The following is a 19,652-nucleotide window of genomic DNA, read 5'->3' as shown; positions in this document are numbered from 1 at the left end:
GCACAACAAACACTTAACATGGATGATAACGGTTTAATATGCTCAAAAAATCATTAGGTCTTGCAGTTTTTGCCCTAGGTTCACTTTCAGGTTGTGCATACATGACCGGAGAACATTATTCTGAGCAAACCATTGCAGCCATTAATCAAAGTGAAGAAAAGCTTTCCAATCGAATTGAAGAGCTTGATTCTAATCTTGATAAACAGACTGACTATATTGCGAGCTTAGAGTCAGAAGTCATTAACTTAAGCAATGAAGTTGAAGTTTTAAAGCACAATCAACAACGCTTTATTGCTACAGCGCGTAAAGCACAAACGACTTCTTCTTCACCATCGGCAACGTCAAATATTGTCGTGACCAACCTTGAACCACAAACTCGTCCCGGCATGGTGACCTTGGGGTCATTAGAAAGTGTTGATATAGACATCGTTAAAAGTGCTTTTATCGCGAGGGTCGATACCGGGGCCACAACGTCTTCAATTAATGCTGTTGATTTACAAGAATTTGAGCGTAATGGGAAAAAATGGGTTAAATTCCATGTATCCGATGAAACTGCGCCCGAAGATCGTAAATGGGTAGAAGCGCCAATCGTTCGCCATGTAAAGATTCGACAATCAAGTACTGATTCTTTAGAACGCAGACCGGTTGTTGAGCTCTGGATCAAGATTGGCAGCGTACATGAAAAAGCTCAGTTCACTTTAGCTGATCGCTCTCAAATGGATTATCCTATTTTATTGGGCCGTGAATTTATTCAAGATGTTGCTTATGTCGATGTAAGCCGAGAGTTTATCGAATCTAAAGCAGTATCAAATACATCAAAAAAATAATTTTAATAACAATTAATTTAGACTGGTTAAGGAAAAGTTATGACGTCTAGAGTGCCATTTTATTTTCTCATTGCCATACTTGTTATCACCGGGCTCACTTTGAGCGTCATGCGTCATCAAGACTATGGTGTTCCTTGGGGACCAGGTGAATCTCGACAAGTATGGGATATTGAAGCTCGCGTAGAATTTACTGCCTCAGGAGGCCCAGCTAAAGTATCTCTAGCCGCGCCACATACTCAAGATGGGTTTACCCTGATTGACGAAAGTGCTTCATCTCCAGGCTATGGTTTATCTTACATCAATACTGATACTGGCCGCCGCGCTGAATGGTCAGTACGTGATGCGAAAGGTCCACAAACCATTTACTACAAAACTCAGTTCTTAGTGGATCCTCAATCACAAGCAGAAATTTTACCACCGGTAGAAACTGACTTAGTGGCTCCTACCTTTACTGGCCCACAACAAGCAGCAGTTGATGCCATTACTACTCAAGCTTCTGAGCGTTCGGCAGATAACACCACATTTGCTCGTGAGTTAATCAAACAATTCAACGATCCTGACAACCAAAACGCTTCGCTACTTCTGGATGATTTCAGCAAAGTTGAAGCGATTGGTAAAATTTTAGCGTCATCTGAAATCTACAGTAAAACCGTTGGTGTTATTGAGTTAGAAGATGGTCGTCGTCGCCAATCGATCATTCCTATGATTGAAGTCTGGGATGGCGAAGTATGGCAACTGTTTAACCCTGACAGCACTGAACAGGGTAAACAAGGCAACATGCTAATTTGGGATGAATCGAACGTTTCACTACTGGATGTTATCGGTGGTAAAAACAGTAAAGTATTCTTCTCTATGCTGGCGCAAGATGTTTCACCAAGTAGTGCAACGAAACAAAAAGTGGTTGCTGATAACTTATTGAACTTCTCGATTCATAGCCTACCGTTAGAAGAACAAGCGATGTTTAAAACCATCATGCTGATCCCTATCGGTGCGTTAATCGTTGTATTCTTACGCGTTCTAATCGGTTTGAAAACATCTGGTACTTTCATGCCAGTACTGATTGCGGTGGCCTTTGTTCAGACTCAACTATTACCAGGCATCATCGGCTTCTTGCTTATTGTTGGTACTGGCTTAATCATCAGGGGTTATCTATCCAAACTTAACTTACTGCTGGTGTCGCGAATATCGGCGGTGATTATTACCGTAATCTTAATTATTTCTATCTTCACCATCGTGTCGTTCAACATTGGATTGACGCAAGGCTTAACTATTACGTTCTTCCCAATGATCATTCTATCTTGGACTATTGAACGTATGTCTATCCTATGGGAAGAAGAAGGCGCGAAAGAAGTGGTAATGCAAGGTGGTGGTTCACTACTGACCGCAGTACTTATCTACCTAGCCATGACTAACCCATATGTTCAGCATATTACTTTCAACTTCATCGGTACTCAGTTCATCGTATTAGCGTGTATCTTATCGCTAGGTAACTACACTGGATATCGCCTACTAGAACTGAAAAGATTCAAACCATTAGCGGAGGACTAAACGATGTTTTCAATGTTTACGTCTCCTCAAAAGCTACATGCCAAAGGCATTATGGGTATGAACAAACGTAATGGCGCCTACATTGGGCGCTATAACGACCGTTCTAAGTACCCACTAGTGGATGACAAGCTAAAGACTAAGATCATTGCCCAAGAGCACGGTGCAACCGTACCTAAGCTGATTGGTGTTATTGGCCAGCAAGCTGAAGTAAAGCGTATCCATGCCATGGTTAAAGACTGGCCGGGTTTTGTGATTAAACCGGCTCGCGGCTCTGGTGGTAAAGGCATTTTGGTTATTATTTCGCATAAAGATGGGGTTTACATTAAACCATCAGGTCAAGCGATTAATGAACAAGATGTTGAGCGTCATATTAGTAATGCATTGGCAGGTTTATTCTCACTCGGTGGCAAAAATGATGTTGCGGTCGTTGAGAACCTAATTAAATTCGATGATGTTTCATTTGATGGTTACAGCTACGAAGGTGTGCCTGATATCCGTGTTATCGTGTTTAAAGGTTACCCGGTTATGGCAATGATGCGTTGTTCTACTGCCGCATCGGATGGTAAAGCGAACTTGCACCAAGGTGCGGTTGGCGTAGGTTTAGATATTGCAACGGGACGTGCCGTACGTGCCGTTCAATTCGACCGCCCTATCACCCATCACCCAGATACCGACAAACCGCTTAGTGGGTTAGTCGTACCAAACTGGGAAAAGCTATTGGTGTTAGCATCTAGCGCTTGGGAAATGACTGGCCTCGGTTACATGGGTACCGATATGGTATTGGATAAAGAAGAAGGCCCGATGGTATTAGAGCTTAATGCTCGTCCTGGCCTTGCGATCCAAATTGCTAATGGCGCAGGTTTACTACCTCGTTTACAACATATCGAAAACCTAGGTACGCCGTTAAATTACCCAACACCAGAAGAACGCGTGGCTTATGCAGCAAAACAATTTGCCTCAAAACCACAGTTCTAAGCTTTTGTTTTGCAGAGAATAGTTTTTAAGACTAGTTGTACAATGAATAGCTTTACAGCGTATAGATAACAAAAGGGCCTATAACTCAACGTGAGTCATAGGCCCTAATTTTATGCTTTATAACGTAATCCCGAGCATTGGTGATCACTTAATCTCAGTTGAGGTTACTTACCTAGTGCTTCTTTATAATGGAGGCGACATACTGATTCATAACGGTCATTACCGCCAATCGCCACTTGGTCACCTTCTGCAATCGCTTTACCATGCTCATCCATACGAATCACCATGTTAGCTTTGCGTCCGCAGTGACAAATGGTTTTGAGTTCAACCAGTTTATCCGCCCAAGCCAGCAAGTATTGACTACCTTCAAATAACTCTCCTAAGAAATCGCTACGCAAGCCATAACACAATACAGGAATGTGTAATTTATCCACCACTTCGGTTAATTGGTACACTTGTTCTTTATTTAAGAACTGGCATTCATCAATCATGACGCAGTGAATTTTTTCCTTTTCACATAACGCTTTAACCGCGCTAAACATATCGGTAGTGGCATTGTATAGGTGCGCATCTGACTGCAAACCAATACGTGAACTCACTTTACCAATACCATCACGGTTATCGATTTCTGCTGTGAAAATAACAGGGTTCATGCCACGTTCACAGTAGTTAAAAGAAGATTGAAGCAGTGTGGTTGATTTACCCGCGTTCATCGCTGAGTAATAAAAATACATCTGTGCCAAAGGAAAAAGCCTTTCTAGTTATCAGTTTCGAGTTTCAAGAAAAAGGCTTGTAGTATATCTTTAATACCACAAGCCCTATTTAATCAATTACCGTTATTCAGGTTTATCTTACTTACGACGCCAAGTAGTACCCTCTGGGCCATCTTCTAGCTCAATACCAAGCTCGTTTAACTTATCACGAGCAAGATCGGCATTTGCCCAATCTTTTGCGGCGCGAGAGTCATTACGTAGCTTAATTAACGCTTCAATTTCAGCCACTTCATCATCACTACCCGCTTCACCTTGCAAGAAAGCTTCTGGATCTTGGTGCAAAATACCAATCACATCGGCTAATTCACGCATTAAAGCGCCGAGTGCCGAGGCTTTATCCATATCAAGGGTTTTCAAGCGGTTTACTTCACGAGCCATATCAAATAGCACTGAGTATGCTTCTGGCGTATTGAAGTCATCATTCATTGCCGCGCTAAAACGAGCGACAAATTCTTCACCACCAGCTGGTGCGACAGATAAATCCAAACCACGTAACGAAGTGTATAAACGCTCTAGTGAAGCACGAGCTTGGTTTAAGTTTTCTTCGCTATAATTTAACTGGCTGCGGTAGTGACCAGACATCAAGAAATAACGAACAGTTTCAGAATCGTAGTGCTTTAACACATCACGAATCGTGAAGAAGTTGCCTAAAGATTTAGACATTTTTTCACGGTCAACCATCACCATACCACTATGCATCCAAGTGTTTACGTATGGCGTATCGTGAGCACAGCAAGATTGTGCGATTTCGTTTTCATGGTGCGGGAATTGCAGATCTGAACCACCACCATGAATATCAAAATGGTGACCTAGAATCGATGAGTTCATTGCCGAACATTCGATATGCCAGCCTGGACGACCCGGACCCCAAGGTGATTCCCATGTCGGCTCACCTGGCTTCGACATTTTCCAAACCACGAAATCCATAGGGCTACGTTTCGCGCTTTCCACATCCACGCGAGCACCAGCTTGTAATTGCTCTAAATCCTGGCCAGATAGCTTGCCGTATTGTTCGAATTTTTTCACTTCAAACATCACATCGCCATTAGAAGCAACGTAGGCAAATCCACGCTCGATTAAGCGCTCAACCAATTCGATGATTTCTTTAATATAATGGGTCGCACGAGGCTCTACATCCGGGCGCTTAATATTGAGCGCATCGAAATCTGCGTACATTTCTTCAATTAAACGTTCCGTTAACGAATCACAGCTTTCATTGTTTTCTGCTGCACGTTTAATGATTTTATCGTCAATATCCGTAATATTTCGCACAAAAGTTAGATCATAACCAACAAAGCGTAGGTAGCGAGACACCACATCAAACGACACGAAAGTACGTCCATGGCCAATATGGCAGAGATCGTAGATGGTCACACCACAAACATACATGCCAATTTTTCCAGCATGAATGGGTTTAAATTCCTCTTTTTGGCGGGTCAAGGTGTTATATATTTTTAACATGATCTCTTTCTGCGTCTGGTGAATATTATAATTTTTCGATTATACCGAATCAGCTAATTAAGTCGACATTAAGCCTAACTTTAATGGGCTATCCTTAGGTTATAGTAACGTTTAAAGTTGCTTTAGAGATAAGTTGCTATAAAATCTAATTCTCAATGACCAATACCAATTAAATCCAATGATAAAGGACCTAACCATGATCATCCTTCACACCAACTTCGGCGATATTAAAATTCAACTTAACGAAGAAAAAGCACCTGAAACAGCGGCTAACTTCCTACAGTATTGCCAAGATGGCTTCTACGACAACACTCTTTTCCACCGTGTTATCGATGGATTTATGATTCAAGGCGGCGGCATGACTTCTGGTCTTAAAGAGAAGACCACTCGCGCAACCATTAAAAATGAAGCAAATAATGGCCTAAGCAACAAAGTAGGTACATTAGCAATGGCTCGTACAATGGAACCACATTCTGCAAGCTCTCAGTTCTTCATCAACGTTAATGACAACACTTTCTTAGATTTTAAATCTGAAACTATGAATGGTTGGGGTTACTGTGTGTTTGCTGAAGTCGTTGAAGGCATGGACGTAGTAGAAAAAATCAAAGCAGTAAGCACAGGTTCTTACGGTATGCACCAAGACGTACCACTAGAAGATGTTATGATTACTGGTACAACAATCGAAGCATAATAAACGCATCGAATTTGTAGGGGGCACTGTCCCCCTTTATTTCTCTCCACACAATTTGATAATTCATGACCACCTTATTTATTGCTGATCTTCATTTATCTCCCCTACGTCCAGATATCACGGCTTGTTTTCTTCGTTTTATGCAAGAAGAAGCACCAGCAGCGGAAAAGTTGTATGTACTCGGTGATTTATTTGAGTTTTGGATTGGTGATGATGACAACTCACCTTTTAATGTCACCATTAAAGATGCCTTTAAAGCGTTAACGGCAAGTGGCGTTGACTGTTATTTCATACAAGGTAATCGAGACTTTTTACTAGGGCAGCGTTTTTGTAAAGAAACCGGAATGACGTTACTGCCAGAAACTGCAGTTATCGATCTTTACGGCACACCTACTGTTATCTTGCACGGAGATACCCTGTGTACCAAAGATGAGAAATACCTAGAATTTCGTAAAACTGTTCATCAAAAGTGGCTACAGCGGTTATTTCACTGTATCCCATTGTTTATAAGAAAAAAGATCGTTTCCAACGTACAAAATAAAATCAAACAACAAAAACACACTAAGCAGATGGAAATCATGGATGTGACGCCTGAAGAGGTCGTAAGTGTCCTTGAAGCTAACCAAGTCACTCACATGATCCACGGTCACACGCACCGCCCCAACACTCATAAACATCAAACAAATCAAGGTCCTGCAACTAGAATCGTACTTGGTGACTGGTATACTCAAGGCTCGATATTAGTGTGTGATGGCAATGGTTGCGAATTGCAGCAACGCTCCCTTGGATAAAAATCCTAGTCTTTAGAAAATCTTCACAAATTCAATCCACTCACAGACTTTTCACCTATTCTTATAATAGAAATGTGAAGATGGTGACTTTGATAGTAAGTCACATGGATATCGACTATTTTTGTTGTGAATTTATGAGTCAACTAACAAACTTGTTACTTTGTAGCTGGAAGCCTAGAAAGCTTTTCTATATTGTTTAATAAGTTAATTAATAATAAACCCGAGACTCTAATAAATACGAGGTTACTCTGGTTAATAAGCAAAGAGATTCAAGGATGTATTCTTTTATTGCACGCCAACCTATTGTAAATACCGATAAGCAGATTGTGGCTTACGAGTTACTGTTCCGAGAAGGGTTTAAAAATGAATTCCCCTCGGTGGATCCACAGATGGCGACCAGCCGATTGTTAATCGAGCATTTTTTTCTTACTAACGCTCAAGGGCATGAGAAAACGTTATATCTCGTCAATTTTCCCTATCAAAGTTTAATAGAACAAATCCCAACACTTTTTCCTGCCGATTTGTTGATGATCGAAATTCTCGAAGATTGCCAGCCTAGTGATGAATTATTCTCAGCGATACGTGCCATGCATCAGCAAGGTTATAAAATCGCCCTTGATGACTTTATCCCCTCTCCTAGCTGGGAGCGTTTCCTACCTTACATTAGCACGATTAAATTCGATATTAAGCAAGTGAGCATCTCCGATGCAGCCAAATTCATTGAAGCTCATAAAGCCTATGATCTTTATTATTTAGCCGAGAAAATTGAAAACCAACAAGAACTAGAAGAAGCGGAAAAAGTCGGTTTTGATTTTTTCCAAGGCTACGCATTACATGAACCAGAAATAATCAAACACCGAAGAATTGAGTCATCGTCATTCACCGTTGATCAGCTAAAAATTGCCATCAATCAATCACCTGTTGATTACCAGTTAATCGAAAGGCTGATTCGCTATGATATTACGATGACCTATAAGCTAATGCGGTTTATCAATGCTCACTCATCCAAAACCTTTACCACGTTTGAAGATGCTTTCAATATTCTCGGGCTTGATAAAATCAAACTCTTTATTGAATTATCTCTTACCGCTGCCCATAAATGGACGCCATCGGATTATTATTTAAGCTCAATGCATCGAGCCCATTTCTGTGAACAAGTCGCCGCCTTAGAGCAATTCAAAATAAATGCCGAACACGCCTATTTTGTTGGAATGTTTTCTCAAATCGATAAGCTCCTTCAACAACCACTTTGCCATTTAGTTGAGACCTTGCCACTGAGCAAAGCGGCAATTAATGCACTATCACAGCAGCAAGGTATTCTCGGTGATATTTTAGGTCTGTCCATTGCCTATGAGAAAAAAGATGATTCAAGTATTCAGTGGTTTGCTGATAAACTTCAAATCTCCCCTGAGCTAGCTCGTCAGTTTTATGACAATGCGATTAACTGGGTAACCCCTGAAAATTATCACCTTCGCTTAGAAGGCAAGCTTCTTCACCAACAGTAAGAGAACACTATGCTTTGCCCATGCTGTAGTCAGCAACCTTATGACCAATGTTGTCAGCCTATTCACCAAAATACCGCTAACGCTCAACTGCCTGAACAACTGATGCGTGCTCGTTACTGCGCACATGTGCTCGATAATGTAGAGTTTGTCATTCAGACTTACCACTCATCTTGCCAAGCCGAACAAGAAGCCGAAGCCATTGCTCAATCAGTTGAAAGTGACTGGGTACAATTGGAAGTCCTTGATGCTCCAACCCCTTCTGATTCTGAAGGTTTTGTGGAGTTTAAAGCTTACTTTACAGAAGATGGTAAACAATATTGCCTACATGAACGCTCAAGATTTGTTAAAGAAGATGGCAAATGGCGCTATATAGATGGCGTGATGCCAGAAGAGGAAATAGACCCACGCCTTAATCAAACGATTGCCAACACTAAAATAGGCAGAAATGATCCTTGTTTATGTGGCAGTGGTAAAAAGTTTAAGAAGTGCTGTGGCTAATAGGTTAATAAAAAGAATAGCCCGAGTATGTTAGCGACACATATTCGGGCTTTTTACTATCTAAGGCTATTTAATCTACCGACTCTTCTTAAACAAGAAGATCATTGGCAACATAATGACGCACACAAACATCATTAAGCGGTAATCTTGCAAGTAACCTAAGATTGCAGCTTGTCGGTTGACCTCGGCATCAATCGCATATAAACCAGCTTGGGTTGTAATGTCATACATGCCCTTTTCTGCTGCCATATGTAATGGGTGGCTAAATGGCGTAATGTACTGAGCAAACACTTCATGGTTATATTGAACTCGATGAGCTAAATAAGTCGTTACCGCGGATATCCCAATACTACTACCTATGTTACGAATCAAACTGTATAACGCTGTCCCTTCGGTGCGATATTTAGGCTGTATGCTTGAGAAGGTCATGGTTGATAACGGTACGAACACCAAGCCTAAACCGAGCCCTTGTACGACACCAGTGCGGATAATATCCCACGAGCTCACTTCAGCATTAAATAACGTCATTTCCCATAATGAAAAAATCATTAATAATATCCCGATAACCATTAGGTAACGCAGATCGACTTTTCGGGCGAGACGGCCAACAATCAACATCCCCGTCATAGTACCAAAACCACGAGGCGTTAATAAAAAGCCGACATCAAGTACCGGATAACCCATCAAACTTTGCATAAATGGTGGTAATAATGCCATGGTTGCCAGCAACACTACCCCCATCATAAAGCCAATTGTTATGCCTACTACGAAGTTTCTATCGGCAAACATTTCAGGGTCGAGGAACGGTTTTTTCGCGGTAAACATGTGAACAATAAACATATAAAATGCCAGTGCAGCAATTGCGGATTCAATCACGATTTCCATGCTGGAATACCAGTTTTGTGATTCACCTCGATCAAGAAATAGCTGTAATGCTCCGATAGCAAAAGCGATAAGCGTGAAACCAAACAAATCAAATTTTCTATCGGCTTCAATCGCCGTTTCTTTTACATAGGCGGCAATACCAAACCAAGCTAGCGCACCAAACGGGATGTTAATGTAGAACACCCAACGCCAGTTATAATACTCAGTTAACCAACCACCAAGCGACGGTCCAAGGATCGGGCCTACCATCACCCCAACGCCCCATAAGGCCATTGCAGAACCATGTTGTTCTTTCGGGTAAGTGTCTAATAGTACTGACTGTGATAATGGTACTAAGCTCGCGCCAAAAATCCCTTGTAATAAACGGAATAAGATAATTTGGTCAAGTGATTGCGCCGCACCACATAAAGCCGATGCGATAGTAAAGCCAATCACCGAGTAAATGAATAAACGCTTACGGCCAATACGCGCTGCCACAAAACCAGTTAAAGGCATGGCGATGGCAGAGGCAACAATATAGGAGGTTAAGACCCACGAGATCTGGTCTTGCGTTGCGCCCATTGAACCTTGCATGTGCGGCAGTGCCACGTTAGCAATCGTGGTATCCAACGCTTGCATGATGGTTGCTAACATTACCGAAAAAGTGATCAGGAGCCTTTTTGCGCCGTCCTCTTTCTCATTAGCTTGTAATGTAACTTCGCTCATAACCTAGCCTTAAAATGACAAGTGACGGGTATGCTTAGTATCAACGGTCACAATGGCACTTAAACCGGCACGTAATGTTGGCATATTTTCTTTTTCTTCAATTGAAATACGAATCGGTAGTCGCTGCGTCACTTTAACCCAGTTACCGGTTGCGTTTTGAGCAGGGATCACGGAATACTCAGAACCTGTTGCAGGGCTAATGCTGGTTACATGACCTTTCCATTGATGGCCAGGCGCATAATCAATTTCAATATCCACTTCTTGGCCGACTTTAATATTAGTCATTTCTTTTTCAGTGAAGTTGGCTTCTATCCATAAATTCGTATCTGCCACTAGCAACATCGTTGTACTGTTCGAGGTAATGTATTGGCCATCCTCTAATACCTTAGAAACCACACCATCGTTTGGCGCATAAACATTAACGTGCTCTAAATCGTTTTTCGCTTGATCAAGTTCCGCTAGCGCTAATTGATATTTAGGGTGCAATTCCGTTGGGGCCTCTGGATCACCACCAAGACTTTCAGCAACTTGTTTTAGTGCTTTTTGTAAGGCGTTAATTTGAAGTTCAAACAATAAGGTTTTTTGTCTTGCTGAATCATAATCGGCTTCAGAAGAATAGTTTTTCTGACGTAAGTTATATTGGCGTTTTTCTTCTAGGCGCGCGTAATCTAACTGGCTTTGCGCCACATCGATATTAGCTAATTTACTTTGATATTCTGCTTTCAAGGTTTCCAATTCAGTACGTACATCAGCAAGGTTAGCTTTAGCTCGATCAACGGCATATTCATAAGGTGTAGGATCGATTTGTACTAGTAAGTCGCCTTTTTTAACATGCTGATTTTCTTCAACTGGCACATTAATCACACGACCAGCCACTTCTGCATTAATGGGCGTTTTATCGGCTTTTACATACGCATTTTCCGTTTCCACATAGCGACCACCATGCAGGTAAAGCACAATACTGCCAGCAATTAAGGTCAATGGAACAACAAATAAAAGCAAAAAGCGCTTAGACTTAAACTTTGATTTTTTAGGCGATGGTTGAGGGAGTTCCTCTTCCATTGTTTGAGTGGGTTCGTTAGCCATATTATTACCTAAAGTGAATGTTAATTGTCTGATAAGTTTCGGTGGATGTGCTCAAGTGTGGCAATGAATTGCTCACGTTGCTGCTCACTTAACCCTGCCAATCCTGATTCCCATACTTTACTACCGACTTTATCTACAACAGTAAGGCGTAATTTGGCCGCCGGTAATAAATAAATCAAATGAGCACGTCGATCAGAAGGACTAGCGCAGCGTTTGACTAGCCCTTCTGCAACGAGTTGATCAATCACTCTTACGACTGTCATTGGTTTTATTTCCAATAACTCGGCTAACTCAACCTGTTTAATGCCTTCATTACGAGCAATGATGCTTAATGCTTTTGCTTGCGCCAAAGTAATGCAGCCTATCTCTGGATCATTCTGAAATTTTTTGCGAATCAGACGTGATACATCAAACAGTAGAGAGCCAACAGGTGTTTTAGCCATGCGAAACCTTCAATAAGAACCTTATAAGAATAGCTAGGAAGAGTGACACTTTGGTTATGGATAACAAGGGGCAAAGTGTGAACACCCAAATATAGTAAGCCTTACTTACTATCTTGACAAGAAGAATACTGCACAATTGTATAGTAAATTTATATAGCATTGATATATCAGAAAATTAACTTTAAAAATCATCAGGCACAAAAAAGGCCAGGTAAATACCTAGCCTTTGGTTTCAATCATTTTCAATGAAAAGTTATTTATTGATGACGCTCTTTCAACTTATTAATCACATCATTAAACGATAGACCTTGATCTTGTAGCAGTACAAACAAGTGGTACATCAAATCTGCTGATTCACACACTAATTCCGCCTTGTCGCCCGACGTTGCCGCAAGCGCGACTTCAACGCCCTCTTCACCCACTTTCTGCGATATACGTTTCGTACCGCGAGCATAGAGACTTGCGGTGTAGGAGGATTCAGGGTCGGCACTCTTGCGGGCAGCCAATAATTGCTCAAGTTGATGAAGCCACACCAATTGGCTTTCGTCTTGCTTATCCGCATCAAAGCAAGTCGTTGTGCCAGTATGGCAAGTTGGGCCAATTGGGTTTACTTTGGCCAGCAGAGTATCGTTGTCACAATCCAGCGCAAGGTTCACTAAACCTAGGCTGTTGCCTGATTCTTCACCTTTAGTCCAAAGACGCTGTTTAGTACGAGAATAGAAAGTCACTAAACCAGTATCTGCGGTTTTTTGTAGCGCATCCACATTCATGTAGCCCATCATTAGTACTTGGCTAGAAACGTAATCTTGTACGATTACAGGCACTAGGCCATCGACTTTATCCCAATCAATACGCTCACTTAATGCGATAATATCTGACGCTTGAAACGTTGATTGTGTTGTTAATGCTTCACTCATAAACGTATCTCCACGCCTTGTTGTTTTAAGTATTGTTTCAGTTCACCTATGTTGATCACTTGTTTGTGAAAAACCGACGCAGCTAACGCGCCATCAACATTGGTTTTTTGATAGGCTTCGGCAAAGTGCTCCATCGCGCCCGCGCCACCAGAGGCAATCAAAGGCACCTGACACACTTCACGCACCATGTTTAATTGATCGATATCGTAGCCATTACGTACGCCATCTTGGTTCATCATGTTCAATACGATTTCACCTGCGCCACGTTTTTGCACTTCTTGCACCCAATCACGGGTTTCCCATTTAGTGGCTTTAGTGCGCTCTTCATCACCGGTAAATTGGTAAACTTGGTATTTGCCAGTTTCTTTGTCGTAGTAAGAATCAATGCCTACCACGATACATTGCACGCCAAATTTGTCTGCCAGTTGGGTGATCAATTCTGGATTTGCTAGCGCTGGAGAGTTGATTGACACTTTATCGGCGCCAAACTCAAGAATGCGCGAGGCATCTTCCGCCGACTTAATACCACCAGCCACACAGAAAGGAATATCAATCACTTCAGCCACGCGAGCTACCCAGCTTTTATCCACTACGCGGCCATCACTCGATGCGGTAATATCATAAAACACTAACTCATCTGCGCCTTCTTCCGCATAACGTTGCGCTAACGGTACGATGTCACCAATGATTTCATGGTTACGAAATTGCACGCCTTTGACGACTTGACCATCTCGAACATCAAGACAAGGAATTATTCGCTTTGCCAACATGAGAATGCCTCCTCTGCGGTAAATTTGCCATCGAGTAATGCGCGACCAACGATCACGCCCGCAACACCTGTGCCTTTAAGCGCTGCAATATCATCTAGGCTGCCAATGCCACCTGAAGATTGAAATTGCACTTGTGGGTACTGTTTGCATAAATCGATATACAGCTCAACGTTAGAGCCCGCTAAGGTGCCATCACGCGAAATATCGGTACATAGCACGTGTTTCAAGCCCACAGTAAGGTAATCATCAATAAGGGCTTCAATAGTCACGCCAGAGTCTTCTTGCCAGCCAGAAATCGCCACACGACGCACGCCTTGCTCATCAATGTTGATATCTAATGCCAATACGATTTTTTCTGCGCCGTATTTTTCCATCCAACCTTTGACCAGCTCAGGTTGTTTAACCGCAGTCGAGCCAACCACAACACGTTGTGCGCCCGCTTCAAGCAGATCAATCACATCTTGCTCAGTACGTACACCGCCACCAATTTGGATATTAGCTGGGGTGCCTGCTAGTAATTTAGCAATCAAATCCAGTTGACGCGCTGACGTATCTTTTGCGCCAGTTAAATCCACCAAGTGCAGCCAATTGGCACCCGCTTGATGATAAAGGTTAAATTGCTCAACTGGATCGACTTTGTATTCGGTTTTTTGTCCATAGTCGCCTTGAAATAAACGTACGACTTGTCCATCAATTAAATCTAATGCAGGAATTATCATCCTATATTTCCCTTTTATACGTTTAGCTCAAGAAAGTTCTGAATCAATTTTGCACCCACTTTTGAAGACCGCTCTGGGTGAAATTGCACACCATAATAGTTGCCACTTTGTACCGCTGCGGTAAATGGTTTGCCATAGTCACAACTTGCAATAGTGTAATCACCCACTGGCATGGCATAGCTGTGTACAAAGTAAAAATAACTGTCGGCTGGAATGTCTTTAAATAATGGATGACCATCTTGTGGTTGCACCGTATTCCATCCCATATGAGGCAAAGGTAAATCACCGGTATCCATTAGGCGAACTTCACCATCACATAGGCCAAGGCAATTAACTTCTGCATTGCCTTGTTGACCTTTTTCTTCAGACAGTTTGCCGAGTAATTGCATGCCCAGACAAATGCCTAGTAACGGTTTCTCTACCTTTTTAACCAAGCTAATTAAATCACGTTCTTCTAGGTTTTTCATTGCCTCAGAAGCGGTGCCCACGCCCGGTAGAAAGAGTTTATCCGCGGCTAACACCACTGCTGGATCTTTAGAAATCGTAACCGCATAGCCCAACCGTTCAATGGCAAATCGTACTGACGACACATTGGCGCAACCAGTATCGATAATCACCACTTTTTGCGCATCATTTGTGACAGGTGTTGACCCCATTACAGCACTCCTTTACTACTTGGCAGTTCGTTACCTTCCACTTTAATCGCTTGACGTAGCGTACGACCAAAGGCTTTAAACAAGCTTTCGATAATGTGGTGATCGTTGTCGCCAGTTGAAGATAAGTGCAGCGTACAAGCTAGCGTATCTGTCAATGAGCGGAAGAAGTGCACCACCATTTCCGTAGATAAATCGCCCACTTGATCACGGCTGAATTTAGCATCAAATTTCAAATAAGGACGGCCAGATAAATCCAAGCCACATTGCGCTAAACATTCATCCATTGGCAGACTAAAACCAAAGCGACCGATACCACGTTTATCACCAAGCGCTTCTTTTAATGCTTGGCCAAGGGCTAAAGCGGTATCTTCAATGGTGTGGTGGTCATCAATGTGTAAATCACCTTTAACGTCCACTTTCATTTGGAAGCCGCCGTGTGTGGCGATTTGATCTAGCATGTGATCAAAGAAGCCCATACCGGTTGAGATTTGATTGCCGCCCTGCTCATCTAAATTAACCGCAATACGAATATCGGTTTCTTTGGTAGTACGAACCACCGTAGATGTACGAGCATTCACGGTTAAATCTTTTAAGATATCTAACCAATTCATGGTTTCAGGGTTGTACTGAATTCCACGGATCGCCATATTCTCTGCTAGCTGTAAATCGGTTTCACGATCGCCAATTACTGCCGAAGTTTTAAAATCGACTTTACCTTGCTGTAAGTAGTCTTTAACTAAGCCTAATTTCGGCTTGCGGCAAGTGCAATTTTCATGATCAAAGTGTGGGCAAATCAACACATCATCAAATTTCACGCCTTGCGATGTGAAGATATCCATCATCATATTGTGTGGCGCATCAAAGTCCGCTTGTGGGTAGCTATCGGTACCTAGGCCGTCTTGGTTAGTAACCATCACTAAACGATAGCCCGCATCTTGAAGTTTTAATAATACCGGAATGACATTAGGCTCGAATTTCAGCTTGTCTAAACGGTCAACTTGAAAATCTTCCGGCGGCTCAACAATTAAGGTGCCATCTCGGTCGATAAAGAGAATTTTATTAGCTTGGCTCACATTGACTTCCTTTCTTAGAGCAGCCACCCAGCTTGTGGGTGACTTACATTATTTTTTGAATATATTACGCGATGGCGCTAATTTGATTACGGATAAAGCTTAACGTTTTTTCGCATTCATCACGATTACCGATACTGATTCGAACACAATCTTTAATCGGTGAGTTACGTAGAATAATGCCGTTATCCCACGCTGCTTTAAACATCGCATCGCCCTCTGGGAACTGAATCAGCAAGTAGTTGCCCCAGCCATCATAAACCGTCACACCTTGCAGCATGGATAAACCCGCTTGTAAATAAGCACGGTTAGCCGCGAGATCAAGTACCTGATATTTCATGCGCGCAAGCCCAGCTTCCGATAGAGCCTGACAAGCAATTTCAGCCACTGGAATCGGCACAGGGTACGGAGCGATCACTTTCAATAGTACATTGATTAACTCTTCGTTAGCCAAAGTAAAACCACAACGTAACCCAGCAAGAGCAAAGGCTTTCGACATGGTTCGCAGAATGGCTAGATTAGGATATTGTTCCAGTAAATCGACCGTTGACGCTTCTGGACAAAAATCGATATAGGCTTCATCCATCACCACAATCGCTTTATCTTGTGTCATCTCTAATAAAGCAACGATATCCTCACGCTTAATCAGATTACCGGTTGGGTTGTTTGGGCTACACACAAACACCAGTTTCACATTCTCTAACTGGGCTTGAATGCTCGACAGATCCAGTTGCCACTCTTGAGTTAAAGGCACGACTTTACGCTCAACACCGATAGTTTCAGCACTGATCGCATACATGCCATAGGTCGGCGGGCAATAAAGGATTGCATCTTGGTTCGGCTCACAAAAAGCGCGAATGAGTAGTTCAATACCTTCGTCAGCACCACGAGAAGTTAATACCTGCTCAGCTTTCACTCCAGCATAGCTCGCGTAAGCTTCAATCAAATCTTTTGGCTGACATTCACTATAGCGATTTAAGCGAGTAAAGTTGGTTTTGTATTCGTTATCAAACGGAGATTCATTGGCATTTAACCAAACATCACCACTGCCACCAATACGGCGAGCAGATAGGTATGGTGTTAAAGCTTGAACTTGTTTACGGGCTAACTTTTCCATGTTCTACCTGCCTATTGCTGATTCAGTTTGTCGATACGAATGGTGACGGCACGTTTGTGAGCATCAAGACCTTCCGCTTCTGCCATGGTAACGACAGTTTGCGCTAAGCCTTTCAAGCCATCTTTAGATAACTCTTGCACTGTCATACGTTTTGAGAAATCCGCTAAACCTAGGCTTGAGTAAGTTCGAGTATACCCATAAGTAGGCAGTACGTGGTTAGTACCCGAAGCATAATCCCCTACCGATTCAGGCGACCATTGACCTAGGAAAATAGAGCCTGCGTTATCCAACAAAGGCAATAGTTCACGTGGATTCTTGGTTTGAACAATTAAGTGTTCTGGACCATAGAAGTTTGAAATTGACACACATTGGGTCAAAGATTCGGTGATCACAATCAAGCTTGAGCCAAGGGCTTTTTCTGCAATATCACTACGAGATAAAGACTTAAGCTGCTGCTGAACCGCTTCTGCCACTTGATCTGCAATCATCGGCGATGGCGTTAATAGCACCACTTGTGAATCTGGGCCGTGCTCTGCTTGAGACAATAAATCTGCGGCGACAAAATCTGCATCCGCTGTTTCATCAGCAATCACTAATACTTCTGAAGGGCCGGCTGGCATATCAATCGCAGCACCGCGGAAATCATTGCTTACCTGGCGTTTGGCTTCAGTCACAAAGGCGTTACCTGGACCAAAGATTTTATCGACCTTAGAAACCGTCTCTGTGCCGTAAGCCATAGCAGCAACCGCTTGAGCGCCACCGACATTGTAAACTTCATCGATATTACACAGTTTCGCCACATACAAGATTTCATCAGCAATCGGTGGTGGTGAACATAGCACTACCTTACGACAGCCCGCAATTTGCGCCGGTACGCCTAGCATTAAGACAGTTGAAGGTAATGGCGCACTACCACCTGGAATATATAAACCGACCTTATTGATTGCACGAGTTACTAGCTCACACACCACACCCGGTTGCGTTTCCACACTTAAAGGCTGTGCTTTTTGCGCTTTGTGGAAAACCGAAATGTTCTTGTGCGCCTGTTCTAGCGCTTGCTTCATTTCTTCAGATAAACGTGCTGCTGCTTCATCAATTTCTTGCTCTGAGACTCGAATCGATTCAGGCGTCACTTTATCGAACTTGGCGGTTAATTCTTTGATTGCAGCATCACCATCTTGTTTCACTTGATTTAATACATCAGTGACTATTGAGGTGATGTTAGCACCATCGCTAATTGCTGGGCGCTCAAGGACTGCATTTTGTTGCTCTTCGCTTAATGATTGCCAAACGACGGTTTTCATATTGCTTACTCCATCATTTTTTCAATTGGTAACACTAAGATTGAACTTGCACCAAGCTCTTTTAAGCCTTCCATGGTTTCCCAGAAAAGGTTTTCGGTACTAACTAGGTGTACTGCGACACGATTTTTTTCTTGAGATAAAGGTAGAACGGTAGGATCTTCCGCGCCCGGTAATAGTTGTTTGATTTGTTCTAACTTATCAGATGGGGCGTGCAGCATGATGTATTTTGATTCTTTCGCTTGAATCACGCCTTGCATGCGAGTTAGCAGCTTTTCAATCAAACTATCTTGCTCTGCTGAAAACTCACCAATACGTTGAATTAATGTCGCTTTAGATCGGAAAATTACTTCTGCTTCTTTTAGTCCATTGGCTTCTAAAGTCGCACCGGTTGAAACTAAATCTGCAATGGCATCAGCAAGGCCAGCACGAGGTGCCACTTCAACCGAGCCAGTTAACATACAAGTACTGAAGTTAATGCCTTGCTCGTCCATGTAGCTTTTTAATAAGTGTGGGTAAGTTGTCGCGATACGTTTGCCCGCTAGATCTTGTGGGCCGTTGTAAGTTTCATCTTTATTAATAGCGATAGATAAACGACAACCACCGAAATCTAGGCGACGCAACGCTTTAAATTCACATGGTGAACCTTCGGCTTTACGATCTAGTCGAACTTCTTCTAGTTCATTCTCACCGATAAAGCCAAGGTCAACCACCCCATCCATGATCAAGCCAGGAATGTCATCATCACGAACGAGCAATAAATCGATTGGCATGTTTTCACTGTGTACTACCAGTCTTTCGCCAGCAATATTAAATTTCACACCACATTTTTTAAGTAGATCTTGGCATTCTTTGCTCAAGCGGCCTTTCTTTTGAATCGCAATTCTTAATCGTGAATTTGTCATATTTCTATC

Annotated in this window: 20 protein-coding genes; 7 read left to right on the top strand and 13 right to left on the bottom strand. The window is 42.5% G+C overall.

Features of this window, described 5'->3' with window-relative positions; all coding sequences use genetic code 11:
* Nucleotides 1–38 precede the first annotated feature (38 nt).
* From L3V25_RS10390 to L3V25_RS10380, 3 genes are read left to right on the top strand one after another with little or no spacing between them, the layout of a single operon-like run.
* Nucleotides 39–827 (top strand): ATP-dependent zinc protease, encoded by a 789-nt coding sequence (locus tag L3V25_RS10390; RefSeq protein WP_237295289.1) that lies wholly within the window; start codon nucleotides 39–41, stop codon nucleotides 825–827.
* A gap of 39 nt (nucleotides 828–866) precedes the next feature.
* On the top strand, nucleotides 867–2,375 hold the full coding sequence (locus L3V25_RS10385) for an inactive transglutaminase family protein (RefSeq protein WP_237295288.1): 1,509 nt from the start codon (nucleotides 867–869) through the stop codon (nucleotides 2,373–2,375).
* Nucleotides 2,376–2,378: 3 nt separating this feature from the next.
* The gene (locus tag L3V25_RS10380) at nucleotides 2,379–3,350 is read left to right on the top strand and encodes an alpha-L-glutamate ligase-like protein (protein WP_237295287.1); all 972 of its coding nucleotides are present in this window, start codon (nucleotides 2,379–2,381) and stop codon (nucleotides 3,348–3,350) included.
* Nucleotides 3,351–3,514: 164 nt separating this feature from the next.
* Here L3V25_RS10380 and L3V25_RS10375 read toward each other — a convergent pair whose 3' ends face one another.
* Both L3V25_RS10375 and cysS read right to left on the bottom strand, forming a co-directional pair.
* Nucleotides 3,515–4,093 (bottom strand): thymidine kinase, encoded by a 579-nt coding sequence (locus L3V25_RS10375; RefSeq protein WP_237295286.1) that lies wholly within the window; start codon nucleotides 4,091–4,093, stop codon nucleotides 3,515–3,517.
* A 108-nt stretch (nucleotides 4,094–4,201) separates the two neighbouring features.
* A complete protein-coding gene (gene cysS, locus L3V25_RS10370; protein ID WP_237295285.1) occupies nucleotides 4,202–5,584 on the bottom strand; it encodes a cysteine--tRNA ligase in 1,383 nt (460 codons plus the stop codon).
* Between the two features lie 196 nt (nucleotides 5,585–5,780).
* On the opposite strand from cysS, the gene L3V25_RS10365 reads away from it, so the two are divergent.
* The 4 genes from L3V25_RS10365 to L3V25_RS10350 all read left to right on the top strand — a co-directional run bounded on the left by L3V25_RS10365 (nucleotide 5,781) and on the right by L3V25_RS10350 (nucleotide 9,069).
* Nucleotides 5,781–6,275 (top strand): peptidylprolyl isomerase, encoded by a 495-nt coding sequence (locus L3V25_RS10365; RefSeq protein ID WP_027697165.1) that lies wholly within the window; start codon nucleotides 5,781–5,783, stop codon nucleotides 6,273–6,275.
* Between the two features lie 65 nt (nucleotides 6,276–6,340).
* Nucleotides 6,341–7,066 (top strand): UDP-2,3-diacylglucosamine diphosphatase, encoded by a 726-nt coding sequence (gene lpxH, locus L3V25_RS10360; RefSeq protein ID WP_237295284.1) that lies wholly within the window; start codon nucleotides 6,341–6,343, stop codon nucleotides 7,064–7,066.
* 275 nt (nucleotides 7,067–7,341) lie between these two features.
* On the top strand, nucleotides 7,342–8,571 hold the full coding sequence (locus L3V25_RS10355) for an EAL domain-containing protein (RefSeq protein WP_237295283.1): 1,230 nt from the start codon (nucleotides 7,342–7,344) through the stop codon (nucleotides 8,569–8,571).
* Nucleotides 8,572–8,580: 9 nt separating this feature from the next.
* Nucleotides 8,581–9,069, top strand: a complete 489-nt coding sequence (locus L3V25_RS10350) for a YchJ family metal-binding protein (protein ID WP_237295282.1) — start codon at nucleotides 8,581–8,583, stop codon at nucleotides 9,067–9,069.
* A gap of 75 nt (nucleotides 9,070–9,144) precedes the next feature.
* Here L3V25_RS10350 and L3V25_RS10345 read toward each other — a convergent pair whose 3' ends face one another.
* The 11 genes from L3V25_RS10345 to hisG form a co-directional block, all read right to left on the bottom strand.
* Nucleotides 9,145–10,659, bottom strand: coding sequence for a DHA2 family efflux MFS transporter permease subunit (locus tag L3V25_RS10345; protein ID WP_237295281.1), 1,515 nt, complete (start codon nucleotides 10,657–10,659; stop codon nucleotides 9,145–9,147).
* Between the two features lie 9 nt (nucleotides 10,660–10,668).
* A complete protein-coding gene (locus L3V25_RS10340) occupies nucleotides 10,669–11,745 on the bottom strand; it encodes an HlyD family secretion protein (RefSeq protein ID WP_237295280.1) in 1,077 nt (358 codons plus the stop codon).
* 20 nt (nucleotides 11,746–11,765) lie between these two features.
* Nucleotides 11,766–12,188, bottom strand: a complete 423-nt coding sequence (locus L3V25_RS10335) for a MarR family transcriptional regulator (RefSeq protein WP_237295279.1) — start codon at nucleotides 12,186–12,188, stop codon at nucleotides 11,766–11,768.
* Between the two features lie 257 nt (nucleotides 12,189–12,445).
* A complete protein-coding gene (gene hisIE, locus L3V25_RS10330; protein ID WP_237295278.1) occupies nucleotides 12,446–13,105 on the bottom strand; it encodes a bifunctional phosphoribosyl-AMP cyclohydrolase/phosphoribosyl-ATP diphosphatase HisIE in 660 nt (219 codons plus the stop codon).
* Nucleotides 13,102–13,875: an imidazole glycerol phosphate synthase subunit HisF gene (gene hisF / locus L3V25_RS10325; protein ID WP_237295277.1), complete on the bottom strand. Its 774-nt coding sequence runs from the start codon at nucleotides 13,873–13,875 to the stop codon at nucleotides 13,102–13,104. The genes hisIE and hisF overlap by 4 nt, the downstream gene beginning before the upstream one ends.
* Nucleotides 13,857–14,594 carry a 1-(5-phosphoribosyl)-5-[(5-phosphoribosylamino)methylideneamino]imidazole-4-carboxamide isomerase gene (hisA, locus tag L3V25_RS10320; protein WP_237295276.1) on the bottom strand — a complete coding sequence of 246 codons (738 nt, stop codon included), beginning with the start codon at nucleotides 14,592–14,594 and terminating at the stop codon, nucleotides 13,857–13,859. Before hisA ends, hisF begins: the two co-directional genes overlap by 19 nt.
* 14 nt (nucleotides 14,595–14,608) lie before the next feature.
* A complete protein-coding gene (hisH, locus tag L3V25_RS10315; RefSeq protein WP_237295275.1) occupies nucleotides 14,609–15,250 on the bottom strand; it encodes an imidazole glycerol phosphate synthase subunit HisH in 642 nt (213 codons plus the stop codon).
* The gene (gene hisB / locus L3V25_RS10310; RefSeq protein ID WP_237295274.1) at nucleotides 15,250–16,323 is read right to left on the bottom strand and encodes a bifunctional histidinol-phosphatase/imidazoleglycerol-phosphate dehydratase HisB; all 1,074 of its coding nucleotides are present in this window, start codon (nucleotides 16,321–16,323) and stop codon (nucleotides 15,250–15,252) included. Before hisB ends, hisH begins: the two co-directional genes overlap by 1 nt.
* A gap of 64 nt (nucleotides 16,324–16,387) precedes the next feature.
* On the bottom strand, nucleotides 16,388–17,437 hold the full coding sequence (gene hisC, locus L3V25_RS10305) for a histidinol-phosphate transaminase (protein WP_237295273.1): 1,050 nt from the start codon (nucleotides 17,435–17,437) through the stop codon (nucleotides 16,388–16,390).
* A gap of 11 nt (nucleotides 17,438–17,448) precedes the next feature.
* Nucleotides 17,449–18,741 (bottom strand): histidinol dehydrogenase, encoded by a 1,293-nt coding sequence (gene hisD, locus L3V25_RS10300; protein WP_237295272.1) that lies wholly within the window; start codon nucleotides 18,739–18,741, stop codon nucleotides 17,449–17,451.
* Nucleotides 18,742–18,746: 5 nt separating this feature from the next.
* A complete protein-coding gene (gene hisG, locus L3V25_RS10295) occupies nucleotides 18,747–19,643 on the bottom strand; it encodes an ATP phosphoribosyltransferase (RefSeq protein WP_237295271.1) in 897 nt (298 codons plus the stop codon).
* Between the last annotated feature and the right edge of the window lie 9 nt (nucleotides 19,644–19,652).

Origin of the sequence: Vibrio sp. CK2-1 (genome assembly GCF_021726515.1) — a bacterium.
Taxonomy (GTDB): domain Bacteria; phylum Pseudomonadota; class Gammaproteobacteria; order Enterobacterales; family Vibrionaceae; genus Vibrio.
This window is presented reverse-complemented; position numbering and strand designations above follow the sequence as displayed.

Excerpts from the sequence above, each read along its gene's own strand:
- L3V25_RS10335 (WP_237295279.1), bottom strand. The coding sequence starts at position 12,188 with ATGGCTAAAACACCTGTTGGCTCTCTACTGTTTGATGTATCACGTCTG.
- L3V25_RS10350 (WP_237295282.1), top strand. The coding sequence starts at position 8,581 with ATGCTTTGCCCATGCTGTAGTCAGCAACCTTATGACCAATGTTGTCAG.
- hisF (WP_237295277.1), bottom strand. The coding sequence starts at position 13,875 with ATGTTGGCAAAGCGAATAATTCCTTGTCTTGATGTTCGAGATGGTCAA.
- hisH (WP_237295275.1), bottom strand. The coding sequence starts at position 15,250 with ATGGGGTCAACACCTGTCACAAATGATGCGCAAAAAGTGGTGATTATC.
- hisC (WP_237295273.1), bottom strand. The coding sequence starts at position 17,437 with ATGGAAAAGTTAGCCCGTAAACAAGTTCAAGCTTTAACACCATACCTA.
- L3V25_RS10380 (WP_237295287.1), top strand. The coding sequence starts at position 2,379 with ATGTTTTCAATGTTTACGTCTCCTCAAAAGCTACATGCCAAAGGCATT.
- cysS (WP_237295285.1), bottom strand. The coding sequence starts at position 5,584 with ATGTTAAAAATATATAACACCTTGACCCGCCAAAAAGAGGAATTTAAA.
- hisA (WP_237295276.1), bottom strand. The coding sequence starts at position 14,594 with ATGATAATTCCTGCATTAGATTTAATTGATGGACAAGTCGTACGTTTA.
- hisIE (WP_237295278.1), bottom strand. The coding sequence starts at position 13,105 with ATGAGTGAAGCATTAACAACACAATCAACGTTTCAAGCGTCAGATATT.
- L3V25_RS10345 (WP_237295281.1), bottom strand. The coding sequence starts at position 10,659 with ATGAGCGAAGTTACATTACAAGCTAATGAGAAAGAGGACGGCGCAAAA.
- lpxH (WP_237295284.1), top strand. The coding sequence starts at position 6,341 with ATGACCACCTTATTTATTGCTGATCTTCATTTATCTCCCCTACGTCCA.
- L3V25_RS10365 (WP_027697165.1), top strand. The coding sequence starts at position 5,781 with ATGATCATCCTTCACACCAACTTCGGCGATATTAAAATTCAACTTAAC.
- L3V25_RS10390 (WP_237295289.1), top strand. The coding sequence starts at position 39 with ATGCTCAAAAAATCATTAGGTCTTGCAGTTTTTGCCCTAGGTTCACTT.
- L3V25_RS10340 (WP_237295280.1), bottom strand. The coding sequence starts at position 11,745 with ATGGCTAACGAACCCACTCAAACAATGGAAGAGGAACTCCCTCAACCA.
- L3V25_RS10355 (WP_237295283.1), top strand. The coding sequence starts at position 7,342 with ATGTATTCTTTTATTGCACGCCAACCTATTGTAAATACCGATAAGCAG.
- hisG (WP_237295271.1), bottom strand. The coding sequence starts at position 19,643 with ATGACAAATTCACGATTAAGAATTGCGATTCAAAAGAAAGGCCGCTTG.
- L3V25_RS10385 (WP_237295288.1), top strand. The coding sequence starts at position 867 with ATGACGTCTAGAGTGCCATTTTATTTTCTCATTGCCATACTTGTTATC.
- hisD (WP_237295272.1), bottom strand. The coding sequence starts at position 18,741 with ATGAAAACCGTCGTTTGGCAATCATTAAGCGAAGAGCAACAAAATGCA.